This is a genomic window from Gilliamella sp. B2911, assembly GCF_026536965.1.
GTDB lineage: Bacteria > Pseudomonadota > Gammaproteobacteria > Enterobacterales > Orbaceae > Gilliamella > Gilliamella apicola_E.
Genome location: NZ_JAFNNA010000004.1, coordinates 97,608 through 115,099 on the forward strand (window position 1 = coordinate 97,608; position 17,492 = coordinate 115,099).

At 31.6% G+C, this 17,492-nt stretch carries 17 protein-coding genes; 8 read left to right on the top strand and 9 right to left on the bottom strand.

Annotated features, from left to right (window positions below):
* Positions 1-11 precede the first annotated feature (11 nt).
* From J3U27_RS05260 to mmuM, 5 genes are all read left to right on the top strand, one after another.
* Positions 12-1,538, top strand: a complete 1,527-nt coding sequence (locus tag J3U27_RS05260) for a DUF945 family protein (RefSeq protein ID WP_267377008.1) — start codon at positions 12-14, stop codon at positions 1,536-1,538.
* Between the two features lie 103 nt (positions 1,539-1,641).
* A complete protein-coding gene (locus J3U27_RS05265; RefSeq protein WP_267377009.1) occupies positions 1,642-3,027 on the top strand; it encodes a DUF945 family protein in 1,386 nt (461 codons plus the stop codon).
* 250 nt (positions 3,028-3,277) lie between these two features.
* Positions 3,278-4,798, top strand: a complete 1,521-nt coding sequence (locus J3U27_RS05270; RefSeq protein ID WP_065734859.1) for a DUF945 family protein — start codon at positions 3,278-3,280, stop codon at positions 4,796-4,798.
* 150 nt (positions 4,799-4,948) lie between these two features.
* Positions 4,949-6,340: an S-methylmethionine permease gene (mmuP, locus tag J3U27_RS05275; protein WP_065734860.1), complete on the top strand. Its 1,392-nt coding sequence runs from the start codon at positions 4,949-4,951 to the stop codon at positions 6,338-6,340.
* Positions 6,340-7,266, top strand: coding sequence for a homocysteine S-methyltransferase (mmuM, locus tag J3U27_RS05280; RefSeq protein ID WP_267377010.1), 927 nt, complete (start codon positions 6,340-6,342; stop codon positions 7,264-7,266). The genes mmuP and mmuM overlap by 1 nt, the downstream gene beginning before the upstream one ends.
* A gap of 269 nt (positions 7,267-7,535) precedes the next feature.
* On the opposite strand, the gene hxlB is transcribed toward mmuM, so the two are convergent.
* The 8 genes from hxlB to J3U27_RS05320 all read right to left on the bottom strand — a co-directional run bounded on the left by hxlB (position 7,536) and on the right by J3U27_RS05320 (position 14,550).
* Positions 7,536-8,072, bottom strand: coding sequence for a 6-phospho-3-hexuloisomerase (hxlB, locus tag J3U27_RS05285; RefSeq protein WP_267377011.1), 537 nt, complete (start codon positions 8,070-8,072; stop codon positions 7,536-7,538).
* Positions 8,073-8,082: 10 nt separating this feature from the next.
* Positions 8,083-8,733 (bottom strand): ribulose-phosphate 3-epimerase, encoded by a 651-nt coding sequence (gene rpe / locus J3U27_RS05290; protein ID WP_267377012.1) that lies wholly within the window; start codon positions 8,731-8,733, stop codon positions 8,083-8,085.
* A gap of 15 nt (positions 8,734-8,748) precedes the next feature.
* Positions 8,749-9,264 carry a YjbQ family protein gene (locus tag J3U27_RS05295; protein ID WP_267330311.1) on the bottom strand — a complete coding sequence of 172 codons (516 nt, stop codon included), beginning with the start codon at positions 9,262-9,264 and terminating at the stop codon, positions 8,749-8,751.
* A gap of 97 nt (positions 9,265-9,361) precedes the next feature.
* On the bottom strand, positions 9,362-9,646 hold the full coding sequence (locus tag J3U27_RS05300; protein WP_065563458.1) for a PTS sugar transporter subunit IIB: 285 nt from the start codon (positions 9,644-9,646) through the stop codon (positions 9,362-9,364).
* 14 nt (positions 9,647-9,660) lie between these two features.
* Positions 9,661-10,998 (bottom strand): PTS galactitol transporter subunit IIC, encoded by a 1,338-nt coding sequence (locus J3U27_RS05305; RefSeq protein WP_065563459.1) that lies wholly within the window; start codon positions 10,996-10,998, stop codon positions 9,661-9,663.
* 29 nt (positions 10,999-11,027) lie between these two features.
* Positions 11,028-11,483 (bottom strand): PTS sugar transporter subunit IIA, encoded by a 456-nt coding sequence (locus J3U27_RS05310; RefSeq protein ID WP_267330310.1) that lies wholly within the window; start codon positions 11,481-11,483, stop codon positions 11,028-11,030.
* A complete protein-coding gene (locus J3U27_RS05315; protein ID WP_267377013.1) occupies positions 11,473-13,443 on the bottom strand; it encodes a BglG family transcription antiterminator in 1,971 nt (656 codons plus the stop codon). The genes J3U27_RS05310 and J3U27_RS05315 overlap by 11 nt, the downstream gene beginning before the upstream one ends.
* A 504-nt stretch (positions 13,444-13,947) precedes the next feature.
* Positions 13,948-14,550, bottom strand: a complete 603-nt coding sequence (locus J3U27_RS05320; protein ID WP_065734866.1) for a riboflavin synthase — start codon at positions 14,548-14,550, stop codon at positions 13,948-13,950.
* 186 nt (positions 14,551-14,736) lie between these two features.
* On the opposite strand from J3U27_RS05320, the gene crcB reads away from it, so the two are divergent.
* Positions 14,737-15,114, top strand: coding sequence for a fluoride efflux transporter CrcB (gene crcB, locus J3U27_RS05325; protein WP_065563463.1), 378 nt, complete (start codon positions 14,737-14,739; stop codon positions 15,112-15,114).
* A gap of 106 nt (positions 15,115-15,220) precedes the next feature.
* Positions 15,221-15,619 (top strand): cell division inhibitor SulA, encoded by a 399-nt coding sequence (locus J3U27_RS05330; protein ID WP_065734868.1) that lies wholly within the window; start codon positions 15,221-15,223, stop codon positions 15,617-15,619.
* A gap of 116 nt (positions 15,620-15,735) precedes the next feature.
* On the opposite strand, the gene J3U27_RS05335 is transcribed toward J3U27_RS05330, so the two are convergent.
* Complete coding sequence (locus J3U27_RS05335; protein ID WP_065563465.1) at positions 15,736-16,359, bottom strand: TetR/AcrR family transcriptional regulator; 624 nt, start codon at positions 16,357-16,359, stop codon at positions 15,736-15,738.
* A 414-nt stretch (positions 16,360-16,773) separates the two neighbouring features.
* Between J3U27_RS05335 and J3U27_RS05340 the strand changes: the two genes are divergently transcribed.
* A complete protein-coding gene (locus J3U27_RS05340) occupies positions 16,774-17,190 on the top strand; it encodes a DoxX family protein (protein ID WP_065734870.1) in 417 nt (138 codons plus the stop codon).
* Positions 17,191-17,492: the final 302 nt, after the last annotated feature.

The window sequence follows — 17,492 nt, forward strand, 5'->3', positions numbered from 1 at the left end:
GAACATAAGAATTGAAAAAAACAATATTAACCATTATTACTATTGCTATATTCACCATTATTACTATATTAGGCTATATTTGTATTGCATGGCATACAGGTATCGTAATAGAAAAGGAACTATACAATACGTTACCCGAAACCGTTGCAAAATTTAACAATGCGCAAAATATCTTTAAGTTAAACATTTCCCATTCTAATCATGAAAGACATCTGTTTTCAACCAAAACACACATCTATATGACGTTAACACCCAAAGATGGAAGTTCAGAGGATGTATTAACGTTAGCTGATAAAGATTTTACTATTCATCATGGACCATTCCCAATTGCAGCTTTAAAACAAGGTATATTTTCACCACAACAGGCTTGGATTGATTATGAAATCAGCCAAGAAGCTAAACCTGCGTTATGGGAAGCTATGGGAAATCAACCATTTATTACTGGCTACATTAGTTTGGATTATAGTAATAATCTGATCATGAAACTTTTTAGTCGAAAATTTAGTGAAAAAAGGGAATTCGAAACTAATATTAATCTTGAATACGAATTAGGTAATGGTAGTTTTACATTTATTAGTAATAATGATTCCCCTATACCTTCGATAATGCTGGATTTAGATAGATTTCACACCAAAAAAGCTAATGTATATTTCACTTTAGATAAGCTTCACATTGAGTTTGCTGGCGAAAAACAATCAACAAATACTCATTATTTATTGAGTTTAGATTCTTTAAATACAAATCTAAGAGATGCTTTTTTCAATCCTGATTATGACTTTACTAAGTCCGATAATGACACTTTCTTAATAAACAATCTAAAAGTAGATAGCACTATTGATTCCAATAATCAAAATATAACCTTACAAGCTAACCTCGATAAGTTTACCTTAATTCCTGAGTCAGACGATAAACGACCTGCTATAAAATTAAATAAAATTTCAGTCAATCAGAAAGTTAATTTTGGTGATAGCCGTACTCTAAATGGCTTTTTTAGCGGTAGTATTGACTCGATCTTATATGGACAACAAGAGTTAGGCAAAGCAGAAATAAATATTGATTATCAAGGTTTAGATAAGGCGGAATTTGGTGCAGCGTTTATCGATGAAGATACTCAATATAATCAACCTATCAATAGTCGATTTGAGTTAAAAAAATTAAATTTACATAATGATAATGGTGACATCAATATCAAAGGCTTACTTGATGTTACTAATCTTAGTAAAATTTATACAATTAACGATCCGTTTGATAACATCAATAACTTTACATTACACGTGAACGCCCCGCTTAACGTACTAGCGCGTACATTTGCTCAATATCATTCGCCTAATAATAGTGGTATAACAGAGGATCAATTTAATAAATCTAAAAAAATAGTCCAAGACATATTGGCACATATGTCTAATGATTCGCCATTATTTACCTTTAGTAAAGACGGAGAGCAAGGTTTATTTATCGATATACATCAAGATAGCAATGATGTTAATATTAATGGAAAAATTTATAATAAAAGTAATGTGTTGGAACTATTTAAATAACTATGAATTAAACGCGATTAGGCTTAAACCCGAAGTAAGAAAACAGTAAAAATTATTAATTTTAAAAAGTAATTAACAAGTAATAGAAATCAAGAGAGTAAAAATGAAGAAAACAAAATTAGCAGTTGGTGTTATTGCAATATTAGGTTTGGGGTATGTTGGTACTGCATGGTATACCGGAAATGTAATAGAAGATGGTCTTGATAGCACATTAAAAAATTTAACCCAAGAAGTTAATAGCTTACAAGATAATTTTGAGGTACAAATCACGCATACAAATGACGAAAAAAGCCTCTTCTCAACTAAAACACACATAAAATTAGCTGTAACAAACATTGAAAACTCAAAAACAGTTGTATTATACGATGATGATGTGATTATTCATCATGGTCCTTTTCCAATTGAAGCGTTAAAAAATGGCGTATTCACACCACAACAAGCTTGGGTTGAATTTCAAAATAGTGAGCAATTTAATCCTGATTTATGGAAAAAAGCGGGTAATCAGCCATTTATGAAAGGTCATGTAAGCCTATCTTATTCTGACTTCATAAACTATAACATATCAACTCAACCAATTGTATTTGATTTGAAAGATATCGGAGTTGAAGATGCTGATGGTAAACTTGATCTTGGTGAGATAAATTGGCGTGCTTCAGGAAACATTAATTTTGTTGCCCCATCAATTTCGATTGAAGCAAGTAAAATTAATTATCAACATGATGCAGATAATCAATTAAAAATAACCAATTTAAAAGTTGTTAACGATGCAGATTTTCAAAATAAATATACTTTAAATGCTAGCGTTGATGATTTCTATTTTAATTTTGAATCGGCCAGAGATACACCAGAAATTTCTCTGAAAAATTTAGCTTGGAATTATGAGTTAGAAGCAAAAGAGAGTGGCTTAAATGGTGATTTTGCATTCAAGATTGGTTCATTTAAATATGGTAAACAAGACATAGGTAATGGTTCGTTTGAATTTGATTTTGAAGGATTAGATAAATCTTTTTTAGAAATTTACCCGGAAGCAGCGCCGTTTTTAGCTAAAATAAAACATAGTTCACCTAATACCAAAATGAACTTCAAAAAAGTCAATTGGCACAATGCAGCCGGTGATTTTAACTTCAGTGCATTTTTTGATGTTTCAGATTTCACTATAATGTCAAGTTTAAGATTGGCTCAAAATATCGATCAACTTAACCAATTTAAAGTAAATCTTGATGCACCATACAAAGTTATAGCACGTATTAAGACTCAATTTGATAATCCAGAAAATGAAAATATTTCTGAACAACAATTTGAGTCTGATGCTAAACAAATGCAATTCATCGTTGAAAGATCTTTTAATAGATCTCCATATCCAGCAATTTTATTTAAAAAAGGAGATGTGGAAGGTATATTCACTGAAATTGAATACACTAAACAAAGTGGTCAATTCAACCTTAATGGCAAAAAAATGAGTTTTCAAGAGCTTCAAAACCATTTTTAAAAGTTAAACTTTTTATCACTAATTTATCCCGCCACCTTTTGGCGGGATAGCTTCTAAAAAATAATTTATTTGCAAATCCGATACATATTATTTGATTAGTTATATCAAATCGCAAAATGAAGTTTTTGATTAAACAATGATAGATGTAAATTTATAGAATTTATTAAATTTTGAAATAACATACTTAATATAGTTAAATAAGTCTTTAAAAAATATCATTAGAAAATAAGAATATTATAAGTGAATATTAATGAAAAAAAGCATCTTAATTATAATGTCAGCACTAGGACTTGGCTATATTGGAATTTCATGGCATACAGGCAATATTATTGAAAGAGAATTTGATAATAACCTTCAATCCTTAACCGAAAAAGTTAATAGCTATCAACAATTATTTGATATTACGATTAATAAAAGCCATTATCAAAAGAATATTTTTTCGACAAAAGTTCACTTAACTTTTACCTTATCCCCTAAAAATCAATCTCAAAAAAGTACCCTAAAAGTATTTGATGATGATTTAACTATTTATCATGGTCCCTTCCCCACTGCAGCTTTGGCAAATGGTGTTTTTACTCCAAAATTTGCTTGGATTGAATATGAAATGGGTAAAATAAACTCGCCAGAACTTTGGAAAATTGCGGGTAATAAACCTTTTATAACAGGTCATGCAAGCATCGGATATGGGCAATATCTAATTGTTAAATTAGCGACAAAGGCAATCAAATTGAATCATTCGAAATTAGAATTTTATATTTCAGATGTTATTTACAATTTAGAAAGTGGAGAAGACAGAAATCAACTCATATCGACATTAAAATTTGATAATTTAACACTTTATAAAAATAAACAGGATGCTATTTCATTTGAGCAGTTTATCTTAACGGCAAAACCAAACCAGGATCAGATAGAATATAAAATGAACCTTGGTAACTTACACATAAACGTTGGCACGATTAATCGATTTCTATTTGATATAAGCAATATTGAAAATAAAGGCCATTATGCTTTCAATATAGATGAACAAGAAATATTTACCATTCCTAATATCGATTCAATAACAAATATTGATAAAATCAAATTCACTTCGACTTATGTTCCACCAATTGCAATTAATAATTTAAACATAAAGCAAAGTAGTAAACTTAATGATAATCTCACAGTAGATGGTTATTTTATAACAAATATTAATTCAATTACTTATGGCAATCAAAATCTAGGATCAGGAAAATTAGATATTAATTATGAAGGCATAGATGGTGAAGATTTGGGATATCCAATCGATCCAATAGCCAAACAAAAATGGCTTTTTGATAATTTTCTCACCCCTTCTAATCGAAAAATTTCATTAAATAATTTAAGTTGGCACAATGATGAAGGCGATATAGCAATCCGTGCTTTAATTGAAATAACCGATGATATCTATAAGTACCGTAATATAGATAAAATAAAAGCCCTCAAATGGAATATTGATATACCAATTAAAGTATTAGGACGTATTAAAGCACAAACCAACAATCCTATAGACAATAACGTTCAGTTGGAAGAGATACAAAGTAGTAGTCGAGAACTTTTTATAATTTGTCATCAATTTTTAAAGGATAATCCATTATTTACATTTGATAAAAACAATGAAAAAGGAATCTATTCCAACATTGATTACAATTTAGAACGAGATAAAGATGAAGTTGATGTTAATGATAAAAAATTAAATAAACAAGATTTCTTTAATCAGCTGATTAGAACAATGCGTTTATTAATAGTTAAATGATGACAAAAATATCGCTTATATTAATCGTATCTATTACAATTAAGAGCAATCATCCAAATAAATGTCATGATATAAATCATTGAAAATTTAAATCATAATTCAACTTACTTAGAATTATGGATTCTTTTACTTTAACTAAAAATAAATTTTATGAATAAACATTCTTCTGTTAGTAATGAAAATCAATTTAAACGCACCATGAAAACTCGGCATTTAATTATGCTATCTTTAGGTGGTGTAATTGGGACCGGTCTATTTTTTAATACCGGTTATATTATTGCCACTGCTGGCGCAATTGGTGCAATCATTGCCTATTTAATTGGCGCATTAGTCGTTTATCTTGTCATGTTATGTTTAGGTGAACTTGCTGTGGCTATGCCTGAAACAGGTGCCTTTCATACCTATGCATCACGATTTATCAGCCCTGCTACAGGCTATACGGTAGCCTGGCTTTATTGGTTAACTTGGACTGTCGCATTAGGATCAAGCTTTACCGCTGCCGGATTGTGTATGCAATACTGGTTCCCGCAAGTCCCTGTATGGCAGTGGTGTTTAGTTTTTTGCTTAGTCATTTTTATGTTGAATATAATTACTGCACAATTTTTTGCCGAAAGTGAGTTTTGGTTTTCGATAATAAAAGTCATCACTATCGTAGTATTTATCATTGCCGGAAGCGCAGCTATTTTTGGCATAATTCCGATGAAAAATGATATGCCAGCTCCATTTTTACATAATATTACCGAGTATGGCTGGTTCCCAAATGGTATTACGCCAATAATTATGACCATGGTATCAGTTAATTTTGCTTTTTCTGGAACCGAACTTATTGGTATAGCTGCTGGTGAAACTCATCAGCCTGAAAAATCGATTCCATTAGCGATTAAAACCACTATTTTCAGATTAATCATCTTTTTCGTCGGTACAATTTTTGTATTAGCAGCGCTACTACCAATGGAGCAAGCTGGTGTAATCAAAAGTCCATTTGTTGAAGTGTTCGAAAGTATTGGTATCCCCTATTCGGCTGATATTATGAATTTTGTTATTTTAACCGCTATTCTATCAGCCGCTAATTCTGGTCTATATGCTTCTGGTCGGATGTTATGGTCATTATCCAATCAAGGCACATTACCTAAATACTTTAGTAAACTAAATAAAAAAGGTATTCCAACCACAGCTATTGCCGTTAGTATGATTGGCGGTTTATTAGCGCTGTTTTCTAGTGTCATCGCCCCAGATACGGTGTTTGTCGGCCTAACCGCGATTTCTGGATTTGCTGTGGTGGCGGTTTGGTTAAGTATTTGTGCTTCTCATTACTTTTTTAGAAAACAACTTTCATCTTCTGACATTGAAGGTCTCAAATATAAAGCACCTTTATACCCATTAGTACCAATTTTAGGCTTTATTCTATGCTTAGTTGCTTGTGTTGGTTTGGCATTCGATCCAGAACAGCGCATCGCGCTTTATTGTGGTATTCCATTTGTGGTGTTTTGCTATATCGCCTATCATGTTACCCGAGCTTATCAACAACGAGTAAACCGATAATGTCTAATCCAATATCATTCAACCAAAATATTATAATTGACGGTGCTTTAGCTAGTGAGTTACAGCGCCGTGGCTGTGATCTTAATGATAGTTTGTGGTCAGCCAAAGTATTAATAGAACAACCCGATCTGATTAGGCAAGTTCATTATGACTACTTTAAAGCTGGTGCAGATTGTGCAACCACTGCCAGCTATCAGGCATCACCTTTAGGGTTCGCTAAAAAAGGGATATCTTTAGATGAATCTATAAAGCTTATCAAAAAAAGTGTCGAGCTGGCTCAACAAGCAAAAGAGCAATATTTAACTCAGATTGGTAAAAATAAACCACTATTTATAGCTGGTTCAATTGGTCCTTATGGTGCTTATTTAGCTGATGGTTCAGAATACACAGGCAACTATCAATTAAGTGAAGAAGAATTTATCGAGTTTCATCAGATCCGAATACAAGCACTCATCGATGCAAAAGCCGATATCCTAGCTTGCGAAACCTTACCCAATTTTGCTGAAATTAAAGCGCTTGTTAAAGTACTGAAACAGTATCCAACAATGACAGCATGGTTCTCATTTACCTTAAAAGATGCTAATCACCTTAGCGATGGTACCCCGCTAAAAGAAGTGATCGATTATCTAAATAACGTTGATCAAGTGGTTAGTGTTGGTATTAATTGCATTGCCTTAGAAGAAGTAACTGCCGCATTAACCGTATTACAAACCTTAACTAGAAAACCTTTGATTGTTTATCCAAACTCAGGTGATCAGTATGACCCAACTACCAAACAATGGCATAAAAATCACCAACACAACTGTACTTTCAAAAACCAATTACCAACTTGGTTAAAATTAGGTGCTAAATTGATTGGCGGATGCTGCCAAACTACACCTAAAGATATTGCAGAAATTGCTGACTATTTAAAAAATATTAAATAGTGATTCAATCTGTAAGGGATAAAATCGCTGTTAATTGAATAGATAAATTAATAGCGGTTTAACTTTTTAAGAGCTATTTGCATTCTCATCCCCTCAAAAACCCCGCTCCTCAACTTTTTTTGAATCAAAAAACCCGTTCCTCAAAATTTTATAAAGATATTAAATACTATAATGTTAACTATCCCATATAGTGTAGATGCAATGGACTTGCCTCCAAAAGCATCCGTCACTAATTTGGGTTTGAGATTTGGAGTTTTTTAGACTCAATGCTATTCAATATTGGCATGTCGATTTTTCATTGATTCTGGCGTTTGATTCAAATCTTCCATTAGGCTATAAATGATGCTGTCATAAGTCAGCAGAGATAGTTGTTCAAAGGTACTGCCCATAGGTTGATTTAATTGAACAACATTGATTGGAATTGCAACAATGTTATCAGCTAGTTTTGCTAAACTTGAGTTGTTGTTGGTGGTAAATAGGATTATTTTAACGCCGATTGCTTTTGCTTGATTAGCATAAGCGATGAGGCTTTTAGTTTCCCCAGAATTAGATCCTAAAATCAATAAATCGCCAACGTTTGCTTTAGGTTTGCTGATTTCAGTTATTAAACTCACATTTAAACCTAAATGCATTAATCGATTAGCAAATGCACTAATCATTAATCCTGATCTGCCGGTTCCAGCTAAAAAGATATGTTTTGCGGAAATAATAGCGTTTTTAAATTCCTGAAGTTGATCTTCATTTAAATTGCCTTCCTGCGCTGATATTTCTGTCAATATATTGCTAAGTACATTTCTGATAGTCACTGTTTTATTCCTATTTTATTGCCATTTTTAACTTTTCTATATTGTTTTCGATGGCATTATTTTTAAAGATGAATCCACCCGATACAATGCTATTTGCCCCAGCGGCAATGCATGGTGATATAGTTTGGTCAGTAATATTGCCATCAACTTGGATGTCGTAATAATAATTACCTTTTTGTTTTTCACGGGTTAATTGTTCAATTTTTTGTAAGGTAAAAGGTAAAAAGCTTTCATTTTTTTGACCAGGATTGACTGTCATAACGAGTACCAAATCAATAAAAGGTAAGAGTAGCTTAAGGTTTTCAATGGGTGTGCTTGGATTGATAGCTATTCCAGCTTTGATATTGTTACTTTTTATTTTGTTGATAATGAATGAGTGATGGGCTGTTGCTTCGTAATGAAAGGTGATGATATCAGCTTTAGCATCAATAAAATCTGCTATGACTAACTCAGGCTTCTCGACCATAAGATGACAATCTAAAATGAAATCAGTATGTGTTTTTAAATCTTTGACAAAGCTTGCATTAAAACCAAGATTTGGTACATAGTGATTATCCATCACGTCAATATGTAATTGACGAATACCCAATGATTTCAATTTTTCCAAGTTTTCTTTAATCTGATAAAGATCAGAATTAAATAGTGATGGAGACAGTATCATAATTATTCCCTCTTATTAACAGCCCATCAACATAAAATTGACATTACGTTTTCGTTCACGAAGCGCATCCCAGTCAACAAAATAGATTTTTCCTAATTGCCCTAATAGTGGCGAACCATCTTTAATGATCAACACCAATGAGAAATGACCAAAAAGTGATGATTTGATATGAGCATCAGTATTTAGCATAACCCATTTTTCTGCTGGATAATTGGGATCACTAAGTCCTAAACCAAATTCAACATGCTTTGGACCTGGGCTGTTGTACTGATTTTCACTGGTCATGCGTGGTACAATTTTTTCTAAGGTATTGTTGATATCGACATGAAGAAACTCATCCCCAAAAAAATTAGTGTCATGCATACATTCTTCAAAAAATAGTGAGCAAGTTGTATGTGTGGTAGCTATGGTTAACTGACCATTTTCGATATTGGATTGCTTAACAAATTGATTTAATTCTTCAGTAATATCATGGTAAGAGTGTCTGCCAGCAACAGTATTGATTTCAATGGCATGATGAATAATTTTCATATTGCTTTATTCCTTATTGCAGCCTCATTAACTTTGTTATTTCAGTTAACGAAAGTCAATGAGGCGGTCGTTATAAATACTTTATGATGCTTTTCAATTAAATAGCTAAACGTTTTTTTAACTCTGCAAAAAACTCATTCAATCCTACACCAGTAAGTAATGGTAAACCGTTGATGACTTTAGCCTTAATTGAATCTGGTACGATGGTGGTACTCACCACAACGTCATAAGAGTCGATTTTATTAAGTTCATCAGCAATTTTAGATTGATAAATTTTCACTTGATCTGTTAATTTTTCATCACTAAGCCATTTAGTAACTTTGCTTACTGCAATAGTTGAAGTTGCATGACCTGCACCACACATTATGAGTAAATTTTTCATATGACTATTTCCTTTTAATACATTTCAATTTTTTTGATTTTGTTAATATAGATAAGCAAGCAAAGGATTACGAGAGCTAAACCAATTAAGCCAAGGTATCCGATATGGGTTAATAACAGTACAAATAGTGTTACAGGCCATAATCCACATAAAATTACAGTAACAATACCAGCTGTACCTACATCATAATTAGCTAGATGGAATACATCAGTGATGACTGGTGCAAGCCAAGTTGCCATATATAGGCAGATAACTAGGTAAATGGTGCCACCAAGGATTGAACGAATAATATTACCTTTAAAGAACGGTACCATTAAGCAGATGCCAAATGCATAGAAGGCTAAATCACCAAAAGGTAGTACTTTGTTACCCGGTAAGATCAAAGCAAGTAGTAATGATACAGGCACCATGATTAACGCAGTTGCCATTACCGCAGGATGACCAACAGTTAACGCGGCATCCATTCCGATGTTTACTTGTTTTCCATTAAGTTTTTTGCTAGTAAATTCACGCGCAGCGTCAGCAACAGGAAGTAAGCCTTCCATAAACATTGCAACCATTTTTGGCATAATTTTCATGATTGCAGCAGTTGAAATACCTAGCTGACCAATTTTTGGAACATCATAATTGGCTAAAATCCCTACAACAATACCGATGATTAATCCGATAACAACAGTATCACCAAAGATACCAAAACGTTTGGTTAGCGTTTCTGAATCGGCATTTAATTTATTTAAACCTGGAATTCGGTCAAAGATCCAATTTAATGGGATTGCGACAATTGCACCCGATAATGCCATGAGGTGAGTAATAGCAATGCCAGGATAACCAAAAAATGAGCTTATTGGTTTCTGTAATAGATCGGCTAAAAACCATTGCAACATTACTGCAGTTATACAGCCAATGATACCAACCCAATATTCACCTGTGACTGAATATGCCACTAAACCTAGGAAAATCGCAAACCAGAAATTCCAGATATCGACATTTAAAGTTCGAGTCCAACCGAGTGAGATAAATAAGAAATTGATAATTAATGATGCTGGAATTAGCAATAACCCCAATGTAGTTGAGAATGCCAATGGCCCACCTACTCCACAACCAATATCCATAATACTTAATGATGTTCCATACTGTTCACCCATTTTTTGGATGGCAACACCTAAAGTGTCAGATAGTAAACCGATAACTAATCCAAGACCAACGATACCGATACCGACGGTAATACCCGACATTATCGCTTTGGAAAAACTGACTCTAAAAAATAAGGCTATGATAAAAATGATGATTGGTAAAAAAACCACTCCACCAAGATCTATTAACCATTGAAAAATATTAATGACACTATCCATTTGTAACTCCTTGATAAAATTAATCAACCCTATTTAACGCCTGCGCTATTTAAAATAGAGGTAAATTCGTTAATTGATTGACACTTTTCTAATAATTTTATTTGCTCATCATTTTGAAATAAGCCAATAAGGTTTTGTAAATTTTCAATTTGCTCATGTGGCTGCTTCATTGCTAGCATAAAAATGAATTTGACTGGGATTTGTTCTTTATCATCAGTCATACCAGAAAAAATGATTGGATTTTTTAGGGATGCAAAGCAAATTTGTGACTGATTAACTTTTGAAGAATCAGTGTGTGGTATGGCAAAACCGACGGAATTAATTAATAATCCTGTTGGATATTGTTTTTCTCTTTGCAAAATTCCATCTAAATAGTCTTGTTTAACAATTCCATGTGAAAATAACATTTGTGCCATTGTTGTTAAGATCTCTTCTTTAGTTTTTGCCTCAATATTGAATAGGCATAAATGCTGATCAAAGTACATTCTTGATTCCTCTTTGATTGTCCAAAAATAGTTTAAGTTGTTTAAAGTTTGTGAGATTTTTTAAGGATGAAATTGCCTGTTTATTCGAGACTATTTCATAAATTTCAGTGAAAACGTCATTAATACTATTAATATTGTTCTCCGAAAGACTAACCATGATAATGATGCTGACATCAATCATGCCCCATTTGATCGGTTGTTTTAAGGTCATGATTGATATGCTTGATTTGATAACAAACATTGGTGAACCATGTGGTAAAGCGATCCCGTTTTCAATCGAGGTATCACCGATTTCTTCACGATATAACACTGAATCACGATAGTTTTTAGTTACAAATCCTTTCTCTTCAAGCTTACTTATCAGTAAGTTAAGGCATTCATTTTTGTGTTGAATATCAACGTTTAATTCAATTAAATCGGCTTTAACGAATTTAGCTGTTGTTGGATAGTAATTGTCTGAAAAATCGGGTTGTTTATTAAGAACATAGTTGGCGTAAGCTTGGATAATATTTTGGTAATCTTGATTGTTTAATAATGACGATATTTTGACAATTGGTTTATTAATGTTGTTGATATCAAGTGTAGTGATGATTAAATCGACATTACTAAGTTTGGTCGAATTTAATTTTGAGACAGAATAGACTTCGATATTATCTTTCGACGGTAAAAGTTTTCGTACTTTATTTAAAATTAAGTTTGATGATGAGCATCCATATTGGCAAATAATGACAATATTATTTGCATCCGCGGCTTTATCTAAAGCTATTTGAAAATGAATCAATAAAAATGAGATTTCATGATCATTTAAATGGATGTCAAATTTACGTTCTAAGTCAGAAAGTGCATACCATAACACACTAAATAATTTAGAATATTCTTGTTTTATCTCGTCTAGTATTGGATTTATAATACGGATTTTCTTTTGTAAACGAGTAATCATCGATGGAAAATGTGACAATAAAGAGTTAAACAATTTACTATCACCCGTTAAATCTACATTCTCAATATCACCAATTTTTTTTATGATCCTGAAGATAATTTGTTCATAAAAACTGTCATCAACAATGATATTTTCATCAATGATTCGATGAGCAAAAAACAGTTTGCTTAAATATTTAATATCATTGGTTGGAAACGCCACCTGAAAAGTTGACTCAAGTGTTTTTGCCAATTCCGAGGCAATTAAGTAGGATTGCATATATCGAATATGATTAAATAAAAAATCATTTTCTTCAGGAATTGAATATCCCAAACACAATCTCTTAAGTTGTATGGTAATTGATATCAGTAGCGAAGATAGATAATGCTCAGTAGATTGTACAACGACCGATTCAAAACGTTCAAACAGTAATCGATTTATCTGTTCAAACGAATCATCCCCAATAAAGGATTTCATCAATTGATTTAGATAATAGTCATCTTGTTTGTGAATATATAAGGAGAAAAAATGTTTAATCGCTCGTTGTATTTGATTTTCATTACCGTCAACATGAATTCCTTTGTGAGTGACGGTTAATACGATATTTTCTTGTTCAAGCGCACGATTAATAAATTCGATATCTTTGTGTAATGATGTTTTACTGACTAAATAGTCAAAAGATATTTGCTCAAGTGATACGTTTTCACTATTTAATAAACATCGTTTAACAATATCTAAGCGACGGTATTCAGGACTTAATCGCCGTGATTTTTTATTAAAATAACTGTGACTATTTTTTTGTTCTAAATAATTAATTATTGTTTCTAAATCCGTTTTTTGACCTAATAAAATTAATCCTTTACGAGGTGACTTTTCGATTCGAATATCCATATTCGGTATCGTTTTTAAACGTTCGTTTAGTTTTTCAATATCGCAATATACGGTTTTAGTTGAAATTAATAATTTTGAACTAAAAAAAGCAGCCGGTTTAAATTCTGACTGGCTAAAAAGTAGTTTAAGTAATTTGATCTGTCTTTCCATTACTCAACTCCTTTTTCTATATGTAATACCTTCATGATGATTTAAAGTATAGTTAGATAAATAAATAAGACGATTACATTTTTTTCCAGATTAATCTGGAATCAAATGTGATAATAACCAATGTTGAAAAGTCTAATTGCGTGAATAGCAATCTTAAAGTGGGGTATTTTTCTTAATCTAGATGATTATAAAGGTCTTAATAGTGAGGTAATACATTTAGTCATTTGACATGAAATTACTATTTTATATTTCTTTTTAATGAATAAATTAAGAATGATGATTATTTGGATGATTCATTTCAGATAGTAAAGCATATCTTTAATATTTTCATCCTATTAAATAGCTGAGTTTATTTTTTTAAAAGAGATAAATGTTTGTAATATCTTATATTATAAGTTAATTCAATAATAATGGTTTGATGCTTTTAATAGTTTGCTTTTATCTCAATAAAAAGTCTATTTTTCGCAATAAACCATTATTAAATAATCTTTTGTGCTCAATCATTTATTTTGCTAATACGCGTTCAACCGTATCGACAATAGCTTGAGTTTGTGAATCAATTTCGATATTAACACTATCCCCTACTTTTTTGGTATCCAGAGTAGTAATCGATAAGGTTTCTGGGATCAGATGAATGTTAAAATGGTTATCTTTAACCTCACCAACGGTTAAACTTGCGCCGTCTATACCAATAAAGCCTTTATATAGCACATATTTCATAAATTTTTCTGGCATAGCTAAGGTCATTTGACAGTTGGTAGCTGTTTTTTGGATATCAATAATGGTTGCAGTACAAGAGACATGTCCAGACATTACATGCCCACCTATTTCATCACCATATTTAGCACTTCGTTCAATATTAACAAAGTCGTTTTGCTTCTTATTGCCGAGAGTAGTTAAAGCAAGGGTTTCTTGCATAATGTCAAAGGTTACGCAGTCATTTTCAATTCCGGTTACAGTTAAGCAACAGCCATCATTTGCTATTGATGCCCCGATTTCAATATTATTTGTTAAGTTGTGTGGAAGTTTGACTTTATAGGTTCTTAATTTGTCCTGATCTGTGATACAAATAATCTGACCAACACCTTGTACGATTCCTGTAAACATTATCATAACCTTTATATTTAATCATTTAGCTAAATATTTTAGCGCAAACCAGTAAAAAATAATAACGATTGAAATCGAATATTTAATATATTTAATAAATGAATGATTTTATCTTCAAAAAGATATCCAATTGGATGCTCTACTGATATGATCAGGTTTAATTTATGATTTAAAGGTTGCCCATTTATGTTGAAACTTATTTTAGCTATTTCAATCGGTTCAGTTTTCGGAGGATTGCTTCGCTGGTTCTTATCGTTAAAATTAAATGTCATTGCTTTTGCTATTCCTTTAGGTACATTATTTTCTAATTTGATCGCTGGTTATATTATTGGTTTTGCAATTGCTTTTTTTAATCATGCAAATCTCTCTGCTGAGTGGCGATTGCTGATAATTACAGGTTTTTGTGGTGGGTTATCTACTTTTTCAACATTTTCAGCTGAAATTGTTAATTTTCTTCAAGAAGGTCGTATTGGTTGGGGATTAGCGACCATTGCTGTTCATGTTACTGGCTCAGTTTTAATGACATTTTTAGGCTTTTTTACCTATCAATTTTTTCGTTCATGAAGGTATATTAACCCAAAACAATATAAAAAATGATCACAAATAGTATTTACAACCTCAAATTACTGTATTAATATACACTGTATATGTAAACAGTATCGAGGTTTTTATGCTTATTGAACATTCTTCACCACAACTTATGGCTATCAATTTTGAAACACCCTTTCAACAGGTGTTACAACAACAGCGACCTTTATTACGTTCATTTAATAAAGAGAAAAAATGGCAATTATGGCTATCAGATCGTCCGATGCTGAAACGTTCATGGGTGAATACTGCTGGACTAGATAAAGAAAAAGTTGTTCATTTAGCTAATTTGAATAATGAAAATTTAGTATCTACTATTGAGAAAGCATTACAAAGTAAAACCTGTAGTTATGTAGTTGCATGTGTTAATGATCTTAATGAGCAAGATAAACTGCGTTTACAACAAGCTGTTTTAACCAGCAATACCTGTTTGTTTTTAGTTCACGATGAACAAAACCAACAACCAATTCAGTACCATTAAAAAAATATCTGTTTCTAAAATTTATAGATATAAAAGAAAGACACTGTCTAATATGGCAGTGTTTTGAATGATTTTTCGTTTTTAAAAACTTAGAAAGGAAATAGGAAAAAAACACGTTAAGTGTTAGCATCATTTTTCGCTTGATTAATGATAGCGTTAGCTATCCATTGAGAAAGCGATATAATATATGAATCATCTAAATTCCAAACATCTTTTAAAACCGTTATTTGCGAACCACAGATGATTGATATGGTATAAATGACTTTATTATATTGCTCTTCACTAAGCTGTGATTGTAACGGTTGTAATAATTTCGAAATTACCTCTTTACGATTTTCCCGTACTCGTTTTGTTGTATTAGGTGCTGATTTAGAACGCTCATTAGCCCATTGTTGCAAAGATAATCGCATCGTCGCTCTTATAGCACCTTCATGTTTTATCATTTCAGTATAAGCAAACGATATGAATTCATTAACTCTTTGGCTTATATTTTGTTCGTCTGTATGCCATTGTAAAATAGGATCAAGTGAACGATTAACCACTGCCGATATCAGATCATTTTGTGTTGGAAAATAGCGATAAGCAGTCGATCTTGAGATTCCTGATTTATCAGCTAACTCAGTAATCGTAGGTTCAATTCCATTTTCTAATGAGTCCAAAGCAATCTCTAATAGTCGCTCATAATTCTTTTTTTTAAGACTTGTAAAGTTGTTCAAAGAACTAGTTTCAAATTTGTTCATAACAGTGTTTTTTGACTTATATTAATTTTACTCCATTTCTTTCATTTTAAATAATAAATTATTAATTGTGAAATATTTTAAAAAAATGAGACTAAAGTCTCATTTTTGATATATAATGTTACCCAATAAAATTTGAATGTTTAGAAACATAATTTAGGCAAACAAATTTAAATACCAATTCTATTCGACACCAACAATAAGTAAGTAATACCGGTGCGACATTAGTCGCACCGCTATTTTATCGCAATTAATAGTACTAATTCATATTGATAAGAAGAACTTTAATATTTTAATGTTCCTTTACTATTGATTGTTAACTGTGAGACAATCTCACATGCAGTATCCTATGTTTCAAATAAGTAATAGATATATAAGATTTTTATTATTTTGTTAACTTAATATAGGAAACACACAATGAAAGAATATCAAACTGATGTAGCTGCTTTCGTATTACGAATTGCTTTAGGTATGATGTTTTTAGCTCATGGTTTTACAAAGTTACTTGTTCTAACACCAGAAGGTACCGCAGAGTATTTTCACACTCTTGGTTTTCCTGGGTTCTTTTCTTATATTGTAATCGTTTTTGAAATTGGTGGCGGTGCATTGTTGCTATTAGGTATTCTAACTCGCGCTGTTGCATTGATAGCCTTTTTTCAACTAGCAATAATAACTATTGTGCATTGGGCTAATGGTTGGTCATTTACTAATCCAGGTGGTGGTTGGGAATATCCAGCATTTATGTCTTTAACTGCTTTTAGTCTTTCATTGCTTGGAACCGGCAGATTTAGTGTTCTATCTGGTAAAAAATATCCACAAATTATCGAGTCATAATATGTTAAATTTCTAGGAAAGGTAAAAGTGATTACCTTTCCTCTAATTTTAATTTATCGCTTAAATAAATAGTTCAATCTAGTTTTAATAATGGCTTATTTTTCCTATCGATATTGTTTATTACTCTTCCCTATCTTAACATTCAGATAATTATATTTTATTTAAACCAGTTATGTTTATATAATCTATTTTATTAAACATATTACACTACAATTTTTTGATTGTTTATTTATTAATAATAAGAAAACTATAATCTGTATATTCTCGGTAAATTTATCAAAGCATTGAAAGCTTTATCTGAA